15 protein-coding genes are annotated in these 20,382 nt (G+C 73.3%); 8 read left to right on the top strand and 7 right to left on the bottom strand.

The genetic code is table 11. The features are described 5' to 3' along the window. The first annotated feature begins 51 nt into the window (after positions 1-51). The 5 genes from ACJ5H2_RS09140 to ACJ5H2_RS09120 are packed head-to-tail and all read left to right on the top strand — an operon-like array spanning position 52 to position 3,194. A complete protein-coding gene (locus tag ACJ5H2_RS09140; RefSeq protein WP_408899257.1) occupies positions 52-432 on the top strand; it encodes an ArsR/SmtB family transcription factor in 381 nt (126 codons plus the stop codon). Continuing rightward, positions 429-974, top strand: a complete 546-nt coding sequence (locus ACJ5H2_RS09135) for an SRPBCC family protein (protein WP_408899256.1) — start codon at positions 429-431, stop codon at positions 972-974. Before ACJ5H2_RS09140 ends, ACJ5H2_RS09135 begins: the two co-directional genes overlap by 4 nt. Then, positions 971-1,540 (top strand): TIGR03086 family metal-binding protein, encoded by a 570-nt coding sequence (locus ACJ5H2_RS09130; protein ID WP_408899255.1) that lies wholly within the window; start codon positions 971-973, stop codon positions 1,538-1,540. Before ACJ5H2_RS09135 ends, ACJ5H2_RS09130 begins: the two co-directional genes overlap by 4 nt. 41 nt (positions 1,541-1,581) lie before the next feature. Beyond that, the gene (locus tag ACJ5H2_RS09125; RefSeq protein ID WP_408899254.1) at positions 1,582-1,938 is read left to right on the top strand and encodes a TfoX/Sxy family protein; all 357 of its coding nucleotides are present in this window, start codon (positions 1,582-1,584) and stop codon (positions 1,936-1,938) included. After that, positions 1,935-3,194 (top strand): MFS transporter, encoded by a 1,260-nt coding sequence (locus ACJ5H2_RS09120; protein ID WP_408899253.1) that lies wholly within the window; start codon positions 1,935-1,937, stop codon positions 3,192-3,194. The genes ACJ5H2_RS09125 and ACJ5H2_RS09120 overlap by 4 nt, the downstream gene beginning before the upstream one ends. On the opposite strand, the gene ACJ5H2_RS09115 is transcribed toward ACJ5H2_RS09120, so the two are convergent. Beyond that, a complete protein-coding gene (locus ACJ5H2_RS09115; RefSeq protein WP_408899252.1) occupies positions 3,187-3,852 on the bottom strand; it encodes a class F sortase in 666 nt (221 codons plus the stop codon). The genes ACJ5H2_RS09120 and ACJ5H2_RS09115 overlap by 8 nt on opposite strands. Positions 3,853-3,899: 47 nt before the next feature. Here ACJ5H2_RS09115 and ACJ5H2_RS09110 point away from each other — a divergent pair, with 47 nt between their 5' ends. The 3 genes from ACJ5H2_RS09110 to htpX are packed head-to-tail and all read left to right on the top strand — an operon-like array spanning position 3,900 to position 10,208. Beyond that, positions 3,900-8,489: an ATP-dependent helicase gene (locus tag ACJ5H2_RS09110; RefSeq protein ID WP_408899251.1), complete on the top strand. Its 4,590-nt coding sequence runs from the start codon at positions 3,900-3,902 to the stop codon at positions 8,487-8,489. Next, positions 8,482-9,279: a DNA-formamidopyrimidine glycosylase family protein gene (locus ACJ5H2_RS09105; RefSeq protein WP_408899250.1), complete on the top strand. Its 798-nt coding sequence runs from the start codon at positions 8,482-8,484 to the stop codon at positions 9,277-9,279. Before ACJ5H2_RS09110 ends, ACJ5H2_RS09105 begins: the two co-directional genes overlap by 8 nt. Positions 9,280-9,335: 56 nt before the next feature. Then, entirely contained in the window at positions 9,336-10,208 is an 873-nt protein-coding gene (gene htpX, locus ACJ5H2_RS09100; RefSeq protein ID WP_408899249.1) for a zinc metalloprotease HtpX, read from the top strand. A gap of 120 nt (positions 10,209-10,328) precedes the next feature. Here the strand turns inward: htpX and ACJ5H2_RS09095 are convergent, their stop codons facing one another. The 6 genes from ACJ5H2_RS09095 to ACJ5H2_RS09070 form a co-directional block, all read right to left on the bottom strand. After that, entirely contained in the window at positions 10,329-10,640 is a 312-nt protein-coding gene (locus ACJ5H2_RS09095; RefSeq protein WP_408899248.1) for a helix-turn-helix domain-containing protein, read from the bottom strand. A gap of 44 nt (positions 10,641-10,684) precedes the next feature. After that, on the bottom strand, positions 10,685-11,200 hold the full coding sequence (locus tag ACJ5H2_RS09090; RefSeq protein ID WP_408899247.1) for a CinA family protein: 516 nt from the start codon (positions 11,198-11,200) through the stop codon (positions 10,685-10,687). A 45-nt stretch (positions 11,201-11,245) separates the two neighbouring features. Further along, entirely contained in the window at positions 11,246-16,333 is a 5,088-nt protein-coding gene (locus ACJ5H2_RS09085) for an ExeM/NucH family extracellular endonuclease (RefSeq protein WP_408899246.1), read from the bottom strand. A gap of 205 nt (positions 16,334-16,538) precedes the next feature. After that, positions 16,539-17,189, bottom strand: coding sequence for a CDP-diacylglycerol--glycerol-3-phosphate 3-phosphatidyltransferase (gene pgsA, locus ACJ5H2_RS09080; protein WP_408899245.1), 651 nt, complete (start codon positions 17,187-17,189; stop codon positions 16,539-16,541). Then, positions 17,186-18,634, bottom strand: a complete 1,449-nt coding sequence (gene rimO, locus ACJ5H2_RS09075) for a 30S ribosomal protein S12 methylthiotransferase RimO (protein WP_408899244.1) — start codon at positions 18,632-18,634, stop codon at positions 17,186-17,188. Before rimO ends, pgsA begins: the two co-directional genes overlap by 4 nt. Before the next feature lie 64 nt (positions 18,635-18,698). Then, a complete protein-coding gene (locus tag ACJ5H2_RS09070; RefSeq protein WP_408899243.1) occupies positions 18,699-20,363 on the bottom strand; it encodes a helix-turn-helix domain-containing protein in 1,665 nt (554 codons plus the stop codon). Positions 20,364-20,382 lie beyond the last annotated feature (19 nt).

Genomic DNA, 20,382 nt, shown 5'->3' with positions numbered 1-20,382 from the left:
TACTCAACCGAACGGTTGACAACGCCTGCGGGGACGGGTTTACTCAACCTCGTGGTTGAACAGGACGACCGGCTGTCCCGGGTCTTCGGCGCCCTCGCCGACCCGACCCGGCGCGACATGGTGGCCCGGCTCGCGGCCGGCGACGCGACCGTGAGTGAGCTGGCGGCGCCGTACGACGTCTCCCTCCAGGCGGTCTCCAAGCACCTCAAGGTGCTCGAGGAGGCCGGCCTGGTGCGGCGCAGCCGCGACGCTCAGCGCCGCCCGGTGCACCTGGACGCGGAGGTGTTCGACCTGATGACGGCATGGATCGAGCGCTATCGGCGCCAGGTCGAGGAGCGCTACCAACGGCTCGACCAGGTCCTCGCCCGGATGCAGGGCACGGACCCGGTGAGCACCGAGAGCACGAGCGAGCAGCGAGGAGCAGCAGGATGAGCAGCAGGATGAGCAGCAGGATGAGCAGCAGGATGAGCAGCATGGCCACCGACTCCCCCGGCACCACCATCGAGGCCGACCCCGACGTCCCGACCGTGCGGATCGTGCGGGAGTTCGACGCCCCGCGCGAGCTGGTCTACCGCGCCCACGTCGAGCCCGAGCTCGTCACGCAGTGGCTGGGCCCCCACTCGATCGACATGGACATCGAGGTCTGGGACCTGCGCACCGGCGGCGAGTACCGCTACACCGCGACGCGTGACGGCGAGGAGGTCGCCCACTTCTACGGATCGGTGCACCGGGTCACCCCCAACGAGCGGATCGTGCAGACCTTCGGCTTCGAGGAGATGCCCGAGGCGGTCAGCCTCGACACCGTCGTGTTCCACGAGCTGCCCGGGGGACGCACCCGGCTCGAGGCGCTGTCCGTCGTCTACGACTTCGAGTCCCGCGCCGGGATGCTCGCCAGCGGCATGGAGGTCGGCGTCAACGAGGGGTACGACGCCCTCGACACGCTGCTCGCCCGGCTGACGGGCGCCGCCGAGTGATCCCCGACAGCCCCGCCGAGGAGCACCGCAGCATCGCGGGCACCTTCGGCGACAGGGTCCGCGGGGTGGCCGACTGGGACTCCCCCACCCCCGTCGCCGACTGGCGGGCCCGCGACGTGGTCCGCCACCTGGTCGAGTGGTTTCCCGCCTTCCTGGCCGACGGTGCCGGCATCCGGCTGGAGCCCGGCCCGTCGGTCGACGACGACCCGGTCGCCGCCTGGGAGCACCACGCGGACGCGGTGCAGCGCGTCCTCGACGACCCGACCAGCGCGGACGTCACGTTCGCCCACCCGCGGCTGCCGGCGATGCCCCTCCCCCAGGCGGTGGCGCGGCTCTACACCGGAGACGTCTTCCTGCACACCTGGGACCTGGCGCGCGCGACCGGTCAGGACGACACCCTCGACGCCGAGCGCTGCCGGACGATGTACGAGGGCATGGAGCCGCTCGACGAGGTGCTGCGCCACAGCGGCCAGTACGGCCCCCGTGTGCCGGTCGCTGACGACGCCCCCTGGCAGGACCGGCTGATCGGGTTCATCGGGCGCGACCCCGCCTGGCAGCGGCCATGACCCGGTCGAGGAGTGTCGGTGGCAGGCCCTAGCCTCCTGACATGGCGTACGACGAAGAGCTGGCCAGGCGGGTGCGCGACCTCCTCGCCGAGGAGGCCACCGTGGCCGACCGCGAGCTGACCGAGAAGAGGATGTTCGGGGGGCTGGGGTTCATGGTCGCCGGCAACATGGCGCTCGCCGCCAGTGGCCAGGGCGGTCTCCTCGTGCGCGTCGACCCCGCCGAGAGCGAGCAGCTCGTCGCCACGACCCCTGCCTACCCGATGGAGATGCGCGGCCGGCCGATGGCCGGCTGGCTGCGCGTCGACCTCGACGAGCTCGCCACGGACGCGGCGCTCGCCGACTGGGTGCGCCGCGGTGCGTCGTACGCCGCGACGCTGCCGGCCAAGTCCGCGCCGTGAGGACCTTCTGGGCCGCCCTCCCCGCCGAGGGCCGCTGGCTGCTGTCCACCGTCGCGATCCAGACCCTCGGCCGCGGCCTGACCCTGCCGTTCACACTGATCTACCTGCACGAGGTCCGCGGCTTCGAGCTCGGCCTGTCGGGGACGCTGATGGCGCTCATCGCCGTCGTCGGCCTCCTGGTGACCGGACCCGGCGGCGCGCTGGTCGACCGGTACGGCGCGCGGGCGGTCCTGCTCGTCGGCCTGGTCGCGATGGTCGTGGGCAATGTGCTGCTCGCCTTCGCCACCACCCCCGCCGCCGCCGCGGTGGCGCTGGTGCTTGTCGGCTTCAACTTCGGCGTCTCCTGGCCGGCCTTCAACGCCCTCATCGCGGCCGTGGTCGACGGCGAGCTGCGCCAGACCTACTTCGGCATCAACTTCGCGCTGGTCAACCTGGGCATCGGTGTCGGCGGCGTGGTCGGGGGGCTGTTCGCCGACGTCGGCCAGCCGGAGACCTTCACCGCGATCTTCCTCGGCGACGCCCTCACCGGACTGGTCCCCATGGCCCTGCTCCTCGGCCCGCTCCGCCACGTGCACGGCCGCGCCGCGGAGCCGGAGGACGGGACCGCGCCGGCGGCCGTGGGCTACCTGGCGATCCTCAGGCAGCCGGCGGTGCGCTGGCTGACCCTGCTCACCTTCGTCGGCACCTTCATCGGCTACGGACAGCACGAGGCGGGGTTCCCGGGCTTCGCCCGGCAGGCCGCAGAGGTCTCGACGCGCACCGTCGGCCTGGCCTTCGCGGTGAACACCGTCGTCATCGTGGTGCTCCAGTTCTCCGTGCTCAGCCGGATCAAGAGGCACCTGCGCACCCGCGTGATGGTGGCGATGGCGGGGGTCTGGGCGGTGGCGTGGGGCCTGCTCGGCGTGGCCGGTGTCGTCCCGGGCGGCGGCCTGGCGGTGGTCGGCGTGCTCGCCTACATGGCGGTGTTCGCGCTCGGCGAGACGCTGCTGCAGCCGACCGTCCCCGCCATCGCCAACGACCTGGCGACCGACCGCACCCGCGGGCGCTACAACGCGATCACCGCCGCCGCGTTCCAGGGCGGGGCGATCGCCGGACCGGTCGTGGCGGGCTTCCTGCTCGAGCACGACCTGGCGGCGGCGTACATCGCGGTGATGGTGGCCGGCTGTGCCGCCATCGCGGTCATGGCCCTGGTGCTGGAGCGACACGTGCCCGCCGCGGCGAACGGCCGCGTCGACGTGCCGGAGCCGGTCAGGTAGCCGTCGCGACCGGGCTGGCGAACCACAGCGTCCGGTGCGTCCAGTCCCCCGGGCCGCGCCGCTCACCCGAGCAGACCACGATGACGACCTCGGGCGGCCCGTCGACCGCGTCCCAGCCCGGGAAGCCGTCGGTGGCGAGGACCTCGGTCCGCTCCGTGACGGCGTAGCAGGCCACCTGGTCGCCCGCGCGGAGGACCAGCCGCCCACCGACCTCGAGACCGGCCAGCAGCCTGTTGCCCAGGGCGGAGCCGTCCGGCCAGGTGTGGGTGTTGAGCAGGACATGGCCCTGCTCCGAGCCCGGCCGGACCCCGCCGCGGTCCCAGGCGACGGACAGCTTGTCGGAGACGGGCGGGACCCCGGGCACCCCTGCCGCGTCGCGCGGCAGGGCGAGCACCCGGGCCCTGCGGACCACGCCCTCGACGGTGATCGACGTCGGCGCGAAGCCCGAGGTCGCGGGCCGCGCGCACGGGTCGGGCGGCGGCGTGGGCGCGGGCGTCGGCGTCGGCGCCGCGCTCGGCGGGGGGACGACGGCACGCGGCTCCGCGGGCTCGTCCCCGCCGCGCAGCAGTAGCCAGGCCAGCAGCCCGGCGAGGACGAGCGCGACCGTCCCCGCGACCAGCGCGCGGTCGCGCCGCCGGCTCCCGTTCTCCACCGCCACCCCTCCATTGTGACGGCGGTGTCGGCGCCGTGCGGGAAGATGGCGCAATGGTGGACGAGGGAGCTCCGGCCGACCCGCTCGGCAGGTTCAGCGAGGCGACGCGCACGTGGTTCCGCGCGGCGTTCGCCGAGCCCACGCCCGCCCAGGCCGGCGCGTGGGAGGCCATCTCTCGCGGCCACCACACGCTCGTCGTCGCGCCCACCGGGTCGGGCAAGACGCTCAGCGCCTTCCTCGCCGGTCTCGACCGCCTGCTGACGACCCCGGCGCCCGAGGACCGGCTGCACCGCACCCGAGTCCTCTACGTCTCGCCGCTCAAGGCCCTCGCCGTCGACGTCGAGCGCAACCTGCGCGCCCCGCTGACCGGCATCCGCCAGACCGCGGAGCGCCTGGAGGCCGGCCGCCCCCTGCCCGAGGTCACCGTCGGCATCCGGTCGGGCGACACCCCGGCCAACGAGCGCCGCCGCCTGGCGACGCGCCCCCCGGACGTCCTCATCACGACGCCGGAGTCGCTCTTCCTCATCCTCACCAGCCAGGCGCGCGAGACACTGCGCGGCGTCGAGACGGTCATCGTCGACGAGGTGCACGCCGTGGCCGGGACCAAGCGAGGTGCCCACCTCGCGCTCAGCCTCGAGCGCCTCGACGCCCTGCTCCCCCGCCCGGCCCAGCGGGTCGGGCTCTCCGCGACCGTCCGGCCGACCGAGGAGGTCGCGCGCTTCCTCGGCGGCACCGCTCCCGTCGAGATCGTCGCTCCCCCCACCCGCAAGGAGTGGGACCTGCGCGTCGAGGTGCCGGTCGAGGACATGACCGCGCTCGGCCAGGTCGTGGACGACGACGACCCGACCGCCCCGCCCGCGCGCGCCAGCATCTGGCCCCACGTCGAGCAGCGGGTCGCGGAGCTGATCGGCGAGCACCACTCGACGATCGTGTTCACCAACGGGCGGCGCACCGCCGAGCGGCTGACCGCGCGCCTCAACGAGATCGCGGCCGACGCGACGACCGAGGGCATCACGCCGCCGGCCGAGATCATGGCCCAGTCCGGTGCCTCGGCGGGCGCGCCGCCGGTCCTGGCCCGGACCCACCACGGGTCGGTGTCCAAGGAGCAGCGCGCGCTCGTCGAGGACGACCTCAAGTCCGGTCGCCTGCCCGCCGTCGTGGCGACGAGCAGTCTCGAGCTGGGCATCGACATGGGGGCGGTGGACCTGGTCCTCCAGATCGCCTCCCCGCCCAGCGTCGCCAGCGCCCTCCAGCGGGTCGGCCGGGCCGGCCACCAGGTGGGCGAGACCTCGGTCGGCGTCTTCTTCCCCCAGCACCGCGGCGACCTGGCGCCCGCCGCCGTGACCGTGGCCCGGATGCGCACCGGCGGCATCGAGGCGCTGCGCGTCCCGGCCAACCCGCTCGACGTGCTGGCCCAGCAGATCGTCGCCGCGGCGGCCTCCGGCGAGTGGGACGTCGACGAGCTGTTCGCGCTGGTGCGTCGCAGCGCGCCGTACGCCCAGCTCCCGCGCCCGGCGTACGACGCCGTCCTCGACCTGCTCGCCGGTCGGTACCCCTCCGACGAGTTCGCCGAGCTCCGGCCACGGATCACCTGGGACCGGGTGACCGGCACGATCAGCGCCCGCCCGGGCGCACAGCGGCTGGCGGTGACCAGTGGCGGCACCATCCCCGACCGCGGCCTGTACGGCGTGTTCCTGGCCGGCGAGGGCACGAACCGGCGGGTGGGCGAGCTCGACGAGGAGATGGTCTACGAGAGCCGGGTGGGCGACGTCTTCGCGCTGGGCGCCACGAGCTGGCGCATCGAGGACATCACCCACGACCGGGTGATCGTCACGCCGGCGCCGGGGGTCCCGGGCCGCCTGCCGTTCTGGAAGGGCGACACCGCAGGGCGACCGACCGAGCTGGGCGAGGCGATCGGGGCGTTCACCCGCGAGCTGGCCGCGCTGCCCGACGCCGAGGCGCACGCGCGTGCGCGCGAGATCGGTCTCGACGACCATGCCGCCGCCAACCTGGTCGCCTACCTCCGCGAGCAGGTCGAGGCCACCCGGGTGCTCCCCAGCGACACGACGGTCCTGGTCGAGCGCTTCCGCGACGAGCTCGGCGACTGGCGCCTCGCGGTCCACTCCCCCTACGGCATGGCCGTCCACGCGCCCTGGGCGCTGGCGATCAATGCCCGCCTGCGTGAGCGCTACGGCATCGACGGCCAGGCGCTCGCCTCCGACGACGGGATCGTGATCCGGATCCCCGACACCGACGCGGAGCCGCCCGGCGCGGACCTGGTCGCCTTCGAGCCCGACGAGATCGACGAGATCGTCACCCGCGAGGTCGGCGGCTCGGCGCTGTTCGCCGCCCGCTTCCGCGAGTGCGCCGCACGGGCGCTGCTGCTCCCCCGCCGCGACCCCGGCCGCCGCTCGCCGCTGTGGCAGCAGCGGCAACGGGCGGCCGCGCTGCTCGAGGTCGCGGTGCGCTATCCCGCCTTCCCCATCGTGCTCGAGACGGTCCGCGAGGTGCTCAACGACGTCTACGACCTGCCCGGCCTGACGGCGCTGCTGCGCCGCGTCGAGCAGCGCGAGATCACCGTCACCGAGGTCGAGACGAGCCAGCCGTCGCCGTACTCCCGGACGCTGATGTTCGGCTACGTCGCACAGTTCGTCTACGAGGGCGACTCGCCACTCGCCGAGCGGCGGGCCGCGGCCCTCACCCTCGACCAAGGCCTGCTGGCCGAGCTGCTGGGGCGCGCGGAGCTGCGGGAGCTGCTCGACCCCGACGTGCTCGCCGAGGTCGAGGCCGAGCTGCAGCGGACCGTTCCCGAGCGGCGGGCCCGCGACGCCGAGGGCCTGGCCGACCTGCTGCGCCTGCTCGGGCCGCTCACCGCGGCCGAGGTGACGGCCCGCGCCCGCGACGACGCCCCGGTGGCCGAGTGGCTCGCCGACCTGGTCGCGGCGCGCCGAGCGGTCGAGGTGCGGATGCCGTACGGCACGGCCTGGGTCGTCGTCGAGGACGTCGCCCGCCTGCGCGACGGGCTGGGCGTCCCCGCGCCACCTGGCACACCGGCCGCGTTCGCCGAGCCGGTCGCCGACCCCCTCGCCGACCTCGTCGGCCGCTATGCCCGCACCCACGGCCCGTTCACGGTCGACCAGGTGGCCGCCCGGCTCGGACTGGGCGTGGCCGTGGTCCGGCACACCCTGCAGCGCCTGGAGGCCGAGGGGCGAGTGCTGTCCGGCGAGTTCCGGCCGGTGCCGATGCTCAGCTCGGCGGCCGGTGAGGAGTGGTGCGACGTCGAGGTGCTGCGTCGCCTGCGGCGACGCTCGCTCGCCCGTCTGCGCCACGAGATCGAGCCCGTCGAGCCGACTACCCTGGCGCGCTTCTCAGCCGCGTGGCACCAGGTCTCGACAGGCACGACCGCCGGCGCCGGCAAGGGTCCGCGCGGGGTCGACGGACTGCTGCACACCGTCGAGCAGCTCGCCGGAGCCCCGATGCCCGCCAGCGCCCTGGAGTCGCTGGTGCTTCCGGCCCGGGTCCGCGACTACGAGCCGTCCCTGCTCGACGAGCTGACCGCCACCGGCGAGGTGGTCTGGGCCGGTCACGGCGCACTGCCCGGCAGCGACGGCTGGATCTCCCTCCATCTCGCCGACCGCGCCCCGCTCACGCTTCCGGAGCCCGGGCCCGTCGAGGACCCGCTGCACCAGCGCGTGCTCGACGTGCTGGCACCCGGCGGCGCGTGGTTCTTCCGCCAGGTCGCCGACCAGGTCGCCCGCGCCTGCCTCACCGCCGGCGACGACCCGCCGCTCGACGACGCGGTCAGCGCCGCGCTGTGGGCTCTGGTGTGGAGCGGCCATCTCACCAACGACACGCTGACCCCGCTGCGCGCGCTCACCAGGTCCGGCCGCCCGGCCCACCGCACCCGGCGGGCCGGGCCCCGGCCTGGCCGGCTCTCCCGCACCGGACGTCCCGAGACCGCCGGGCGGTGGGCGCTGCTTCCCGCGATCGACACCGACCCGACCCGGCGCGCCCACGCCGCCGCCGAGCAGCTGCTCGAGCGGCATGGCGTCGTCACCCGGGGCGCGGTCGTCAACGAGCGGGTGCCCGGCGGCTTCGCGGCGGTCTACAAGGTGCTCAGCGCCTTCGAGGAGGCCGGGCGCTGCCGACGCGGCTACTTCGTCGAGGGGCTCGGCGCGGCGCAGTTCGGCACCGCAGGCGCCGTCGACCGGCTCCGGTCGTTCTCGGCCACGGTCGGCGGCGAGGCGCTGGACGTGAAGCCGGTGGCGCTCGCGCTGGCGGCGACCGATCCCGCCAACCCCTACGGGGCCGCTCTGCCCTGGCCGACCCCGGAGCGCGAGCAGGAAGGAGCCGGGCACCGGCCCGGACGCAAGGCGGGCGCCCTCGTCGTCCTCGTCGACGGTGCACTCGTGCTCTACGTCGAGCGGGGCGGCCGGACCCTGCTCACCTGGACCGAGGACCCGGACCGGCTCGCACCGGCCGCCGAGGCGCTCTCGGCGGCCGTCCGGCGCGGCAGCCTCGGGCAGCTGACGGTCGAGAAGGCCGACGGCACCGCCCTGCTCGGCAGCGGCGGGCCGCTGCGCGACGCGCTCGCGGCGGCGGGATTCGTCGCCACGCCGCGAGGGCTTCGGATCCGTGCCTGAGGGCGACGCGGTCCGTCGGACCGCGGACCGGCTGGACCGGGCGCTGGCCGGGCAGGTGCTGACCGGGTCGGACTTCCGCGTCCCGCAGCTCGCGACCACCGACCTGAGCGGCGCGCGCGTGGAGCGGACGGCGACCCACGGCAAGCACCTGCTGACCCGCCTGGTGACGTCCGCGGGAACCTCGCTCACCCTCCACACGCACCTGAAGATGGAGGGCAGCTGGCGGGTCGCGCGGGCAGGAGAGCGCCCGCCCGGACCGGCGGTCGACGCGCGGGTGCTGCTGACCACCGAGCGCGTGGTCGCCGTGGGGCTGCGGCTGGGCCTGGTCGAGCTGCTGCCGACCGCGGAGGAGGCGTCCGTGGTCGGTCACCTCGGCCCCGACCTGCTGGGTCCATGGACCGCCGACGACCGGGCCGAGGCCGTCGCGCGGCTCTCGGCCCGTCCGGAGCGCGTCCTCGGCGAGGCGCTCCTCGACCAGACCGTGGTGGCCGGCATCGGCACGATCTGGCTCGCCGAGAGCTGCTTCGTGCACGGTGTCTGCCCGCTCGGGCCGGTCGCGGCGGTCCGGGACCCGGGCCGCTTCCTCGACCGCGCCCGGCTCATGCTGCAGTCCGCGATGCGGACCGGGCGGCCACTGACCACCGGCGACCGGCGCAACCCGGTCTGGGTCTACCGCCGCCAACGGCAGCCCTGCCTGCGTTGCCGCACCACGATCGAGGCCGGCCAGGTCGGCGACCCCGGCCGCGAGCGGACGACGTACTGGTGTCCGCGATGCCAGCCGATGGCGTGACCCGGGTCTCTCGGCCGGCTCGGAACCCGCGCTCCCTCGTCGTTCGTTGACGAGGCATGCACCACCACTTCAACGGGCTCAAGACCGCCGGCCTGTTCGGCGCCATCTTCGCGCTCCTGCTCGCCGTCGGCGGGCTCATCGCCGCCGCGACCGGGAGCTCGGCGTTCATCTGGATCTTCGCGCTGATCGGTGTCGGCACGACCGCCTACGGCTACTGGAACTCCGACAAGCTCGCGATCCGGGCCATGCACGCCTACCCCGTGTCCGAGGCGCAGCAGCCGGCTATGTACCGGATTGTCCGGGAGCTCTCCGAGCGGGCTGGCCAGCCCATGCCGGCGCTCTACGTCTCCCCGACCCAGGCGCCCAACGCCTTCGCGACCGGTCGCAACCCGCAGCACGCCGCCGTCTGCTGCACCGAGGGCATCCTCGGCCTGCTCGACGAGCGCGAGCTGCGCGGCGTTCTCGGCCACGAGCTCATGCACGTCTACAACCGCGACATCCTCACCGGCTCCGTCGCCGCGGCCGTCGCCGGCGTGATCAGCTCGGTCGCGCAGTTCCTGGCGTTCACCTCGATCTTCGGCGGCGGCAGCGACGAGGACCGTCCGAACCCGCTCGTCCTGGTCGCCACCGCGCTGTTGGCGCCCTTCGCGGCGGCGGTCATCCAGATGGCGATCAGCCGCACCCGGGAGTACGACGCCGACGAGGACGGCGCCCGCCTCACCGACGACCCGCTCGCCCTCGCCTCCGCCCTGCGCAAGCTGGAGCTGGGGACGGCCCGCGCGCCGTTGGCGCCGACCCCACAGCTGCAGAACGCCAGCCACATGATGATCGCCAACCCCTTCCGGGCGGTCGACGTGCAGCGGATGTTCTCCACCCACCCGCCGATGGCCGACCGGATCGCGCGCCTGGAGGCCATGGCCGGCCGCTGACAGGCGACGCGCTTGACATAACGCGAGCCTGGACGAGGAAACTCACGCTTGGACGATGATCCTTCTTCGTCCAAGCGTGAGTTTCACCGGCCGGCCGGTGAAACTCGCGCGCGGCCGCGATCAGGCGGCCGAGGCCACGACCTCGCCCGCGCGGCGCGGCGCGATCGACGTGGGGGTGGCGGCCAGGACGGCGGCGGCCTCCTCGAGCGCGACGGCGTCGGCGACCTCGCGGAGCACGTCGGACAGGGGCATCTCGAGCGCGTCGCACAGGGAGGCGAGCAGCTCGGAGGACGCCTCCTTCTGGCCTCGCTCGATCTCGGAGATGTAGCCGAGACTCACCCGGGCGGCGCCGGAGACCTCACGGAGGGTGAGACCGAGCTCGGCGCGGCGACTCCGCAGGATGTCACCGAGCGATCGGCGAAAGAGCACCATCGCGAGCTCCTCTCCGTGGGTGGGTGGTCGGTCTGAGCACAACGCTACCCGAGCGCCGAATCTTCCGCTGGCTGCCCAGTCCTTGAGCGCGCCGCGTCGAGCGCGTCCGCCAGCGCGGCGACCGCGGCGTCGACGGTGGCGTCCTGGATCTCGGACCGCTCCCCCGACAGGTCGAGCTCGAGCGCACGGGTGCCGTCGGGCCCGGCCAGGCCCACGAACACGGTGCCGACCGGCTTGCCCTCCTGGCGCTCCGGCCCCGCGACGCCGGTCGTGCTCAGCGCGTACGCCGTCCCGAGCAGGCGGCGCGCCCCGTCGGCCATCGCCCGGGCGCACTCGGCGGACACCACGCCGTGCTCGTCGACGAGGTCCTTCGGCACGCCGAGCACCTCGACCTTGACGTGGGTCTGGTAGCTGACCACCCCGCCGGCGTACACGACCGACGAGCCGGGCACGTTGGTCAGCCGCGCGGCGAGCCTCCCGCCCGTCAGCGACTCAGCGGTGGCGACGCTGGCGGACGCGTCCTGCAGGGCGTGGACGAGGGCCTCGGCCGGTGACTCCATGACCGCATCGTGTCACGGACCACCGACCGAGGCCCTCGGGGTCCGTCAGCCGCGGACCACCTTGACCTTCGTCGTCACCGTGGCCGGCACGTGGGTCGCGCTGCCCGCGTAGGTGACCACGACCTTCTTCTTCCCGGTCGAGCCGAACGCCTTCAGCCGGACCTTCGCGCGCCCGTCCACGAGCGTCACCGTGCGCGCCTTCTGGCCCTTGGCCTTCACGGTCACCGTGCCGGTGACCGGCCGCCCGGCGGCGTCGACGACCGTGACCAGGACCCTGGCCCGCGTCGTGTCGACGACGACCCGCTTCGGCTTCAGCTTCACGCCCAGGGTCACCGCCTGCTGGCCCGGCGGCGGCGTGACGACGCCGCCGCTCACCGTGATCGGCACCCGCACCACCGTGCCCGTCTGCGGCCCGACCAGGGTCAGCTCCGTCGCACCACCGGGCGTGGCGGCGGGCAGGACGACGTCGACGGCCGCGGTCCCGTACGGGTCGTACACCGCGGTGCCGATCGTGTTGTCCACCGCCGCCGTGCCGAGGACCTGGTCGCCGAGCTTGACCTGCAGCTGGGCGTCCTCCACGTCGGTGCCCGACATCGCCCAGGAGCCGACGGTGAGCTTGACATGGCTGCCCGGTGCGTACGTCGCGGGCGCGTCGGCCGGGAGCTCCACCTCGACCGCGTGCTGGCTGTAGTCCACCGGCAGCGGGTCCGTGGCGGCGTGATCGGCCATGTAGTCGACCATCGCCTGGAGGTCGACCTTGCCGGTGTCCTTCTTGGCGGTGCCCTTGGCGAGCTCGAAGAAGTTGTCGCCGCCGGAGGCCAGGAACGAGTTCGCCGTCACCGAGTACACCTGCGCGGGGTCGATCGGCACACCGTGCAGCCACATGCCGGTGACCTCGCCCTGGAAGGTGGCGGTGCCGTTCACCGTCACCGGCGTCTCGGTGTAGGTGTAGGTGAACCCGGCGGACACTCCCAGCCGCAGGAAGGGTCGCGACGGGACGGCGCCGGCCGAGGTCCGCTGCCACTGCTGCTCGAGCACGGTCTCGATCTGCGCCCCGGTCAGCCGCATGTTCACCAGGGTGTTGGCGAAGGGCTGGACCACCGCCGCCTGCTTGTAGGTCAGCTTGCGGCTGTCGCCCTCGGGCGTGCCGACCATGTCCTGGCGAAGACCACCGGGGTTCATGAACGCGATCTGCGCCGAGCCCGCCTCCGGAGTGTCGGTGGCCCACCGCTGGACCTCGGCGACCAGGTTGCCGAGGGTCGACTCGCCACCGCGGTTCTCGGTGGTGCCGTTGGCGAGCTTCGCCCGGTTGAACGGGCCCTCGATCTCGCCCAGCTTCACCGCGCCCAGCACCTCGGCCTCGGCCACGGCGTCCTTGATCGGCTGCTCGAGGGCCGGGTCCTTCTCGTAGCCGGTCCCGGCGATCCCGATGACCTCCTGCGAGAGCGCGACGAGGTCGCCGGTGTTGTCGTCGTAGGTGAAGACCAGCTGGTTGAGGTTCTGGCCGTACTGGCCGGCGGACACCACGGGCCGCTCGGTCACGGCGCGTGCCTCGTCGGCCCAGGCGTCGACGGGGAAAGAGCAGTTGTACGCCAGGTGGGTGTGCCCGGAGACGATCGCGTCCACGTCGGCGGAGGTGTTCTGGGTGATGTTGCCCCACACCGTGTTCTCGTCGGTGAAGCTCGGCGACGCGCAGTCGGTGCTGGGTGAGCCCTCGTGGACCAGCAGGACCACCAGGTCCGCGCCCTCGTCCTTGAGGTCGGCCGCGGCCGCGTTGGTCGCCTCGACGATGTCGGTCACCGTGACGCCCTCGATCAGCGAGGGGTTGACCAGCGACGGCAGGTCCTCGGTCACGGCGCCGACGAAGCCGACCTTCACTCCGTCGATCGTCTTGGTCCAGGTCTCCGCCAGGTCGTCGCGGCCCGCGGGCTCGACCACGTTCGCGGCGATGTACTCCCACTCGGCCCGGTTCTGGATGCGGCCGACGAAGTCCTCGTAGCCCTGGTCGAACTCGTGGTTGCCCGCCGCGGACACCTCGAGTCCGGCCTCGTTGAGGGCGTCGATGGTCGGCTCGTCGTTCTGGATGAAGGACTCGAAGGTCGAGGCGCCGACCAGGTCGCCGGCCGCCACGAAGACGGTGTTCGGGTTGTCGGCACGCAGCTCGTCGAGCGCACCCGACAGCACCTCGGCTCCCGCGCTGTCGCCGCCCGAGGGCAGGATCCGGCCGTGGAAGTCGTTGGTGCCGATGACCTGGATCCGCTTGTAGGTGCCGGTCACCTCCGGCACGTCGATGCCGACGATCTCCGGGTTGTGGTCCGAGGCCGCGAAGGGCTGGTTCGGCTGCCAGAAGTCGGTGACGTTGTAGTTGTAGCGGCTGTACTGGAACGCCACGGACTCCGCGGCGTTGATGTCCCAGATGTCCGCGCCCGTGACCATCGCGAGCGCAGCCTCGTTGCCGAGCACGTGGTCGAGGGAGCCGGAGAGCCCCGAGAACGAGTAGCTCTCCTCGGTCGGGTCGTCGGACTCGATGAGGTCGAAGCCGCCCTGCTCGAGGACCCGGATCGGGTCCTCCTTCGAGTAGGAGTTGAAGTCGCCCGCGAGGAAGACCGCGTCGATGTCGCGGGCCTCGGCGAACTCGTTCGCGAACGTCACGAGCCGGCTCGCCTGGCGGGTCCGATCGCCGTTGAACGCGCCGGTGTCGACGCTGTTCGCGTTGTCCCCGGTGGCCGGCGGCTCGCTGTCGCCCTTGGACTTGAAGTGGTTGAGGATGACCGCGAAGGCGTCGTCGTCCAGGGCGCCCTTGGCCTTGAACGCCTGGGCGAGCGGCTCGCGGGCGTTGGCGAACTCGGTCGTCCCGAACAGGATGTCGGACGTGCCGACCGGCTCCACCGTGGCCGCGCGGTAGATGAACGCGGGACGGATCACGTCCTGCTCGGCGACCTGGTTCGTCTGGGTCGCCTCGCCGGGGCTGTGGACGTAGCGCCACACCTCGGAGCCGGCGGCGGCGTTGAGCGCGTCCACGAGCGAGCGGAGCGCGTCGTCGCGGTCGATCTCGTTGACCAGCTTGACCGAGCTCTCGACCTCCTGCAGACCGACGATGTCGGCGTCGAGCAGGTTGATCGCGGTCACGATCTTGGCCCGCTGCCGGGCGAGGCTCGCGTCCGTCGCCGCGCCGCGCGGGCCCCGACCGTCGTTGGCCTCCGGGCCGTTGGGAGTCTCGAAGCCGCAGCGGTTGTTGGCGATCCGGTTGCCGGCACGGTCGGTGTAGTAGGTGCAGTGCGTCTTCGGATTGAGGCTCGCTCCGGCGGCGACGTACGCCTCACCGGTGGTGTTGAAGTAGTTGAGGACGTTGAAGGTGGCGATCTTGAGATCGCCGCCCACGTCCGCGGGCGCGCCGTTCTGCGGCCGGGTGTTCTCGAAGGTGGCGGTCCCCGCGCCGTCGCCGAAGATCGGCGACTGCGGCTGGAAGCGCCAGGTGTTGAAGCGGTACTCCAGGACGACCGGCCCGGTCAGCGTCGCCTCCGCGCCCACGCGGATCGGGTTGGCGGGCGTCAGCCAGGGCAGCGGCTGGTTCTTCGCGGCGGCGGTCGTCATGTAGTTGACCGAGGTGCCGTCGTCGAGCACGACGCCGCGGGCCGCGTTGTCCGCCTTGACCTCGTCGAGCTTCAGGCTGCTGTCGGAGTAGAACTCGGTCGGCTGGCGCAGCGGCGTGTCGCCGGTGGCGAGGCCGACCTCGGCGAAGGTGTTGATGTTGTAGGCGTTGGTGACCGTGAACTGGTCGGTCGGCGCGAGGAGCATGCCCTCCTGCGCCTCGCGGCCCTGCTCGGTCGTCGGGTAGGCGATGGCGAGCGGCACCGGCGCGGCCAGCGGCGCGACCTCGACGACGCCGCCGGCGACGGGCGTGATCTCGGTGGTCTCGAAGGCCTCGCTCACCGGCCCGGTGACCTCGACGGTGTCGCCGATCGCGACGCCGGCGGGCATGGCGTTGGGACCGTAGACGAAGATCGCGTCCGAGGCGCCCGGGGTGGTGTCCGTGGCGCCGGATCCGGCGGTCTGGATGTACATGCCGTCGAAGTTCGAGGCAGCGAACGCGGGGTCCTTGTACATCGCGGTGACGACGCCGGTCGTGGTGACGACGTCGCCCGGCCCGCTCCCGGTCTCGGCGGCGTACTCCGAGCGCGGGCCGGTGCCCTGGATCTCGTGGATCGCGACCTCGGCCGGCGCCGCGCCGACGGTGATGGTGAAGGTGTCCGTGTCGGTGACCGGCGTCCCGGCGCTGTCGGCAACCTGGACGGTCACCGGGAAGGTGCCCTCGGCGGACGGCGTGCCGCCCAGGACGCCCGCCGCGCTCAGGGTCACGCCGGCCGGGAGGGCGCCCGACGTCAGCGTCCACGTGTACGGCGGCGTGCCGCCCGTCGCGGACAGGCTCACCGGCCCGACCGGGACCCCCACGTAGCCCGCGACGTCCGCCTGGTCGGCGGCCTCGAGCGGCTCGGGCGCGTTGTTCTTCGTGTTGGTCGGCGTCGGCGGCGTCAGCGGCGAGAAGTCGTTGGCGTTGTTGTCGGTGTCGGCACCGTTGGCCGCGCGGGAGAGGCTGGCGGTCACGCCGTAGCCGGACGCCTCGGCGGCGCCCTCGGGGGCATTGCTGGTGCCGTAGCCGATCTTGTCGGTCAGGCCGGTGTCCGTCGTCGGGTCGACCAGAGCCGTGCTCGTGGTCAGGAAGATCGTGCCACCGGTCGACCCGCTCGGCTGGAAGCCGGTGTTGGTCGCGTCCGCGGCGGGCAGCGGCGCGCCGTTCGCGGCGTTGCTGCCGCCCTTGAGCAGCGCGTGCCCGCCGGCGGGCACGGAGAGTGCCGCCAGGTCGATCTTGCTGGTCGCGGCGCCCGTCCCTGCGGCGGATCGGTACTGCACCGAGCCGGTGAACACGATCGGGTTCGCGGTCGGGTTGTAGAGCTCCACGAACTTGTTGACGAAGCTCGCCCCCGACGAGCCGCCGTTGACGTAGATCTCGGAGATGACCAGGTCCGTGCCACCGGGGTTCGCGGCGGCCGGGGTGGTCGGGAGGGCGGTGAGACCCGAGACGGCCAGCGCCGCTCCGAGGGAACCGAGCAGGCACTTCTTCACTGAGCGCATGGACTACTTCCGGGGTCGGCAGGACGACAGAGGTTCCGACTCACGCGCCCGAGACAGCGGGAGCCGGGGGGAAGGATGACTAACCTAGGCCGATCCCCACGGCGCACCGCAAGAGACTGGGGAACTTGAGGTGACGAAAAGGCGACATCTCGACCCACCGCATGCCGTCAGATGTTGCCCTTGCGGTCCGCGAGACCGCACGATCTCAGGCTCCCGACGGCTTGCGGATCGCGTGGCGCTGCTTCCACACGTCGCGGAAGAACTCGTAGCCGGACCAGATGGTCAGCACGAAGGCGACGACGAGCAGCGCGACCGCCGCGACGTACACGACCTCGCCGGGGACGTCGAGCCAGCTCACCTCGTCGCCGACCTCGAGGAGCGGCAGGGTGAGGAAGCCCAGCGCCAGCGCCTGGGCGGCGGTCTTCCACTTGCCGCTCTGCGCGGCGGCGATGACGACGGACTTGAGCACCGAGAGCCGCAGCAGCGTGACGGCCCACTCGCGCACCAGCACCAAGACGGTGATCGTCCACATCCACCAGGTGTCCATGATGATCGAGAGGCCGATGAAGGCCATGCCGGTGATCGCCTTGTCCGCGATGGGGTCGGCGATCTTGCCGAAGTCGGTGACGAGGTTGCGGGCGCGGGCGATGTCGCCGTCGATCTTGTCGGTCACCATCGCGACGAAGAAGATCGCCCAGGCGACCGTGCGCCACAGGATCGAGTCGCCGCCGTCGTGGAGCAGCGCCCAGCCGAAGAACGGCACCAGGACGATCCGCAGCGTGGTCAGCGCGTTGGGCAGGTTCCAGTTGCTCGGCGTCGCCGGCGCCGGCGTCTTCCCCGTGCTCGTCCCGCTCATCGCTGTCCTCCTGCCGGCTCGGCGATCAGGTCCACCCCGTCCGACGCCACGACCACGGCGCGCAGGAGGTCGCCCACTCGGGCGTCCGGTACGCCGAGCACCCGGGTGGTGCCGTCGACCTCGGGTCCCTGCTGGGCGGCGCGTCCCTCGACGGCGCCGTCCCGGCTGCCGTCGGGGTCGACCTCCTCGACCAGCACCTCCACGGTGCTGCCGATCCGCTCCTCGGCCCGCTCCGCGGTGAGCTCCGCGACCAGGTCGTTGAGGTGCTGCACCCGGGCCCGGATCTCGTCGTCGTCGAGCTTGCCGTCGAGCGCGGCCGCCTCGGTGCCGTCCTCGTCGGAGTAGCCGAACACGCCCGTCACGTCCATCCGGGCGGCGACGAGGAAGTCGCACAGGGTCTGGAACTCCTCCTCGGTCTCGCCCGGGAAGCCGACGATCACGTTGGAGCGGACCCCGGCCTCCGGCGCGAGCTCGCGCACCTGCGCCAGCAGGCCCAGGAAGCTCTCCGGGTCGCCGAAGCGGCGCATCCGGCGCAGCACGGTCGCGCTGGCGTGCTGGAAGGACAGGTCGAAGTACGGCGCCACGCCCGGCGTGGTCGCGATCGCGCGGACCAGGCCAGGGCGGGTCTCCGCGGGCTGGAGATAGGACACCCGGACCCGCTCGACGCCGTCGACCGCCGTCAGCTCGGGCAGCAGCGTCTCGAGCAGGCCGAGGTCGCCGAGGTCCTTGCCGTAGGACGTGGAGTTCTCCGAGACGAGGAAGAGCTCCTTGACGCCCTGCTCGGCGAGCCAGTGCGCCTCCTGCAGCACGTCGGAGGGGCGGCGGCTGACGAAGGAGCCGCGGAACATCGGGATGGCGCAGAAGGTGCAGCGGCGGTCGCAGCCGCTGGCCAGCTTGAGGGGGGCCATCGGACCGCCGTCGAGGCGACGCCGGATCGCCGAGCGACCGGGGATGGCGATGTCGATGTCGGCACCGAGATCGGCGGTCTCAACGGCCGCCTGGCGCTCGGCGGGGCTGATCGGCAGCAGCAGCCGTCGGTCGCGCGGCGTGTGCGGGTGCGGGCGCTCGCCGGCGAGGATCGAGCGCAGCCGTCCGGAGATGTCCTGGTAGTCGTCGAAGCCGAGCACGGCGTCGGCCTCGGGCAGCGAGTCGGCCAGCTCCTCGCCGTACCGCTCGGCCAGGCAGCCCACGGCGACGACCGCCTGCGGACGGCCCGACTCCTTGAGGTCGGCCGCGGCCAGCAGGGTGTCGATCGAGTCCTTCTTCGCCGCGTCCACGAAGCCGCAGGTGTTGACCACCACCGTGTCGGCGTTCTCGGGATCCTCGACCAGCGTGAAGCCGTCGGCGGCGAGCCGTCCGGCCAGCTCCTCGGAGTCGACGTCGTTGCGCGCGCACCCGAGGGTGAGCAGCGCGATCGAGACGGGCGGAGTGGGTGTGCTGGTCATGTCCGAACGAGGATACCGGCGGGAACCCGCCCGCCGGCATTCCGCGTTGCTGTGGTCAGCGCCCTCAGGGCGCGACCAGCGTCTTGGACACCTCGGCCCCGGTCTCCCCCAGCGCCTTCGGCTTCGCACCGCCGATGGCGTAGGTCACCGAGCCGTCGGAGCTCCAGATCCGCACCGGCGGCACCACCTTGAGCTCGGAGGTCTGGCCGAAGGCCAGGTTGCCGTCGAACACGATCTCACCCGCCGCGTCGCGGATGACCAGCTGGGCGCCGCCGCCGGCGGCGGTCAGGCTCAGCTTGACCGGGTCGCCCTGCGCCGCGGCCGCCTTGGAGATCCCGCCGCTCTGGTTGAGGACCGGCGTGTCGCCGACCGGAGCCGGACCGCCCATCACGAGCCGGGCGACCGACCAGACCAGCACCGCGCCCATGACGGCGGCGATGAGGACGGACCAGTTGCGCCCGCCGCGGGTGCTGCGGATGGCGCCGCGGCCTCCGGTCGCCAGCTCGGACTCGAACACCCGGCGCGCGTCGACCGGGGCGTCGGCATAGGTCTCGTCGTACGCCGCCACCAGGGGCCCCGCGTCGATGCCGAGGACCCGTGCCAGCGTGCGCAGGTGCCCGCGGGCGTAGAAGTCTCCGCCGCAGGGGGCGAAGTCGTCGACCTCGATCGCCTCGATGACGTGCGGGCGGATCCGGGTGCGCTCCGAGAGCTGGTCGATGGTCAGGCGGAGCCGGTCGCGGGCGGCCGTGAGCTCCGGGCCGATCACCGGCCGGGGCGCGGGGCGGACGGCGAGGTCCTCGAGCACCACGGTGACGGTGTCGCTGTGCGCGTCGGTGTGCGCGTCGGTGTGCGCGTCGGTGTGCGCGTCGGCGTCGGCGAGCGCGTGCGGCCGCTCGCGCGGCGGCTCCGTGACCGGGGCGCGCACCAGGGTGGGCCGGTCCAGCTCGACCCGGGCCGCCAGGAAGGTCGACCGCTCCGGAGCCGGTGGCTCGTCGTCCGCGTCGGGCGCGGGCACGGCCGCGATCTCGTCGGTGGCCTCGCTGTCCGCGGCCAGGACGATCTCGCCGGTGTCCTCGTCATCGGTGGAGTCGGTGCTCTCAGGACGGTCGGCGTCCTCGGGGACGGGGCGCCCCGCCAGGCCCGCGGCCACCCGCGCGGCGATGCCGCGCCGCTCCTCGGGGGCGACGGGGCTGTCGTCGGCGTAGAGGTCGCTCAGCTGGGGGACGGAGTCCTCGCCGGCCGACGTCTCGTCCGCCAGGCCGGGGACGACCTCCACCACGTCGGCGCGTCCGTCGGCCAGCTCGGCGAGCACGTCGCTGAGCGAGCCCGCGTCGACGCCGACCACGCGCGTCGCGAGCGTGAGCGGTACGACGAGCTGCTGGTCGTCGTACCCGTCGACGAGGACGTGCCCGTCACGGACGAGGCCGCGGCGGGGCAGGTGCTCGAGGCAGTCGATCTCCGGCCAGGCGATCCCGCGCCAGGTGGCGCCCTGGCGCAGCCGCACGCCGTGCTCGTCGGCCACGAGCAGGGGCGCCCGGGCGTCGACCAGCGCGGCGACGTGCGCGAGGGTGACCACGGCGAGCACCCCGAAGGAGACCCAGTCCAGGGTCGTGCCACCGGTGAACGCGCGCACGGCGAAGGCGACGGTGAGCAGCGCGGAGAAGCCGCCCACCGACGCGGACAGCGCGACATTGCGGCGGACCTCGATCCGCGCCGTTGCGTCAGACATCTCGCTCGTCCTTTCCGGG

This window comes from Nocardioides pymetrozini (assembly GCF_046058985.1).
Taxonomy (GTDB): domain Bacteria; phylum Actinomycetota; class Actinomycetes; order Propionibacteriales; family Nocardioidaceae; genus Nocardioides.
This window is presented reverse-complemented; position numbering and strand designations above follow the sequence as displayed.

What these genes read in the sequence shown, in the direction of transcription:
- ACJ5H2_RS09135 (WP_408899256.1), top strand. Translation starts at nt 429, where the DNA reads ATGAGCAGCAGGATGAGCAGCAGGATGAGCAGCAGGATGAGCAGCATG.
- ACJ5H2_RS09125 (WP_408899254.1), top strand. Translation starts at nt 1,582, where the DNA reads ATGGCGTACGACGAAGAGCTGGCCAGGCGGGTGCGCGACCTCCTCGCC.
- ACJ5H2_RS09110 (WP_408899251.1), top strand. Translation starts at nt 3,900, where the DNA reads ATGGTGGACGAGGGAGCTCCGGCCGACCCGCTCGGCAGGTTCAGCGAG.
- htpX (WP_408899249.1), top strand. Translation starts at nt 9,336, where the DNA reads ATGCACCACCACTTCAACGGGCTCAAGACCGCCGGCCTGTTCGGCGCC.
- ACJ5H2_RS09095 (WP_408899248.1), bottom strand. Translation starts at nt 10,640, where the DNA reads ATGGTGCTCTTTCGCCGATCGCTCGGTGACATCCTGCGGAGTCGCCGC.
- ACJ5H2_RS09090 (WP_408899247.1), bottom strand. Translation starts at nt 11,200, where the DNA reads ATGGAGTCACCGGCCGAGGCCCTCGTCCACGCCCTGCAGGACGCGTCC.
- ACJ5H2_RS09085 (WP_408899246.1), bottom strand. Translation starts at nt 16,333, where the DNA reads ATGCGCTCAGTGAAGAAGTGCCTGCTCGGTTCCCTCGGAGCGGCGCTG.
- pgsA (WP_408899245.1), bottom strand. Translation starts at nt 17,189, where the DNA reads ATGAGCGGGACGAGCACGGGGAAGACGCCGGCGCCGGCGACGCCGAGC.
- rimO (WP_408899244.1), bottom strand. Translation starts at nt 18,634, where the DNA reads ATGACCAGCACACCCACTCCGCCCGTCTCGATCGCGCTGCTCACCCTC.
- ACJ5H2_RS09070 (WP_408899243.1), bottom strand. Translation starts at nt 20,363, where the DNA reads ATGTCTGACGCAACGGCGCGGATCGAGGTCCGCCGCAATGTCGCGCTG.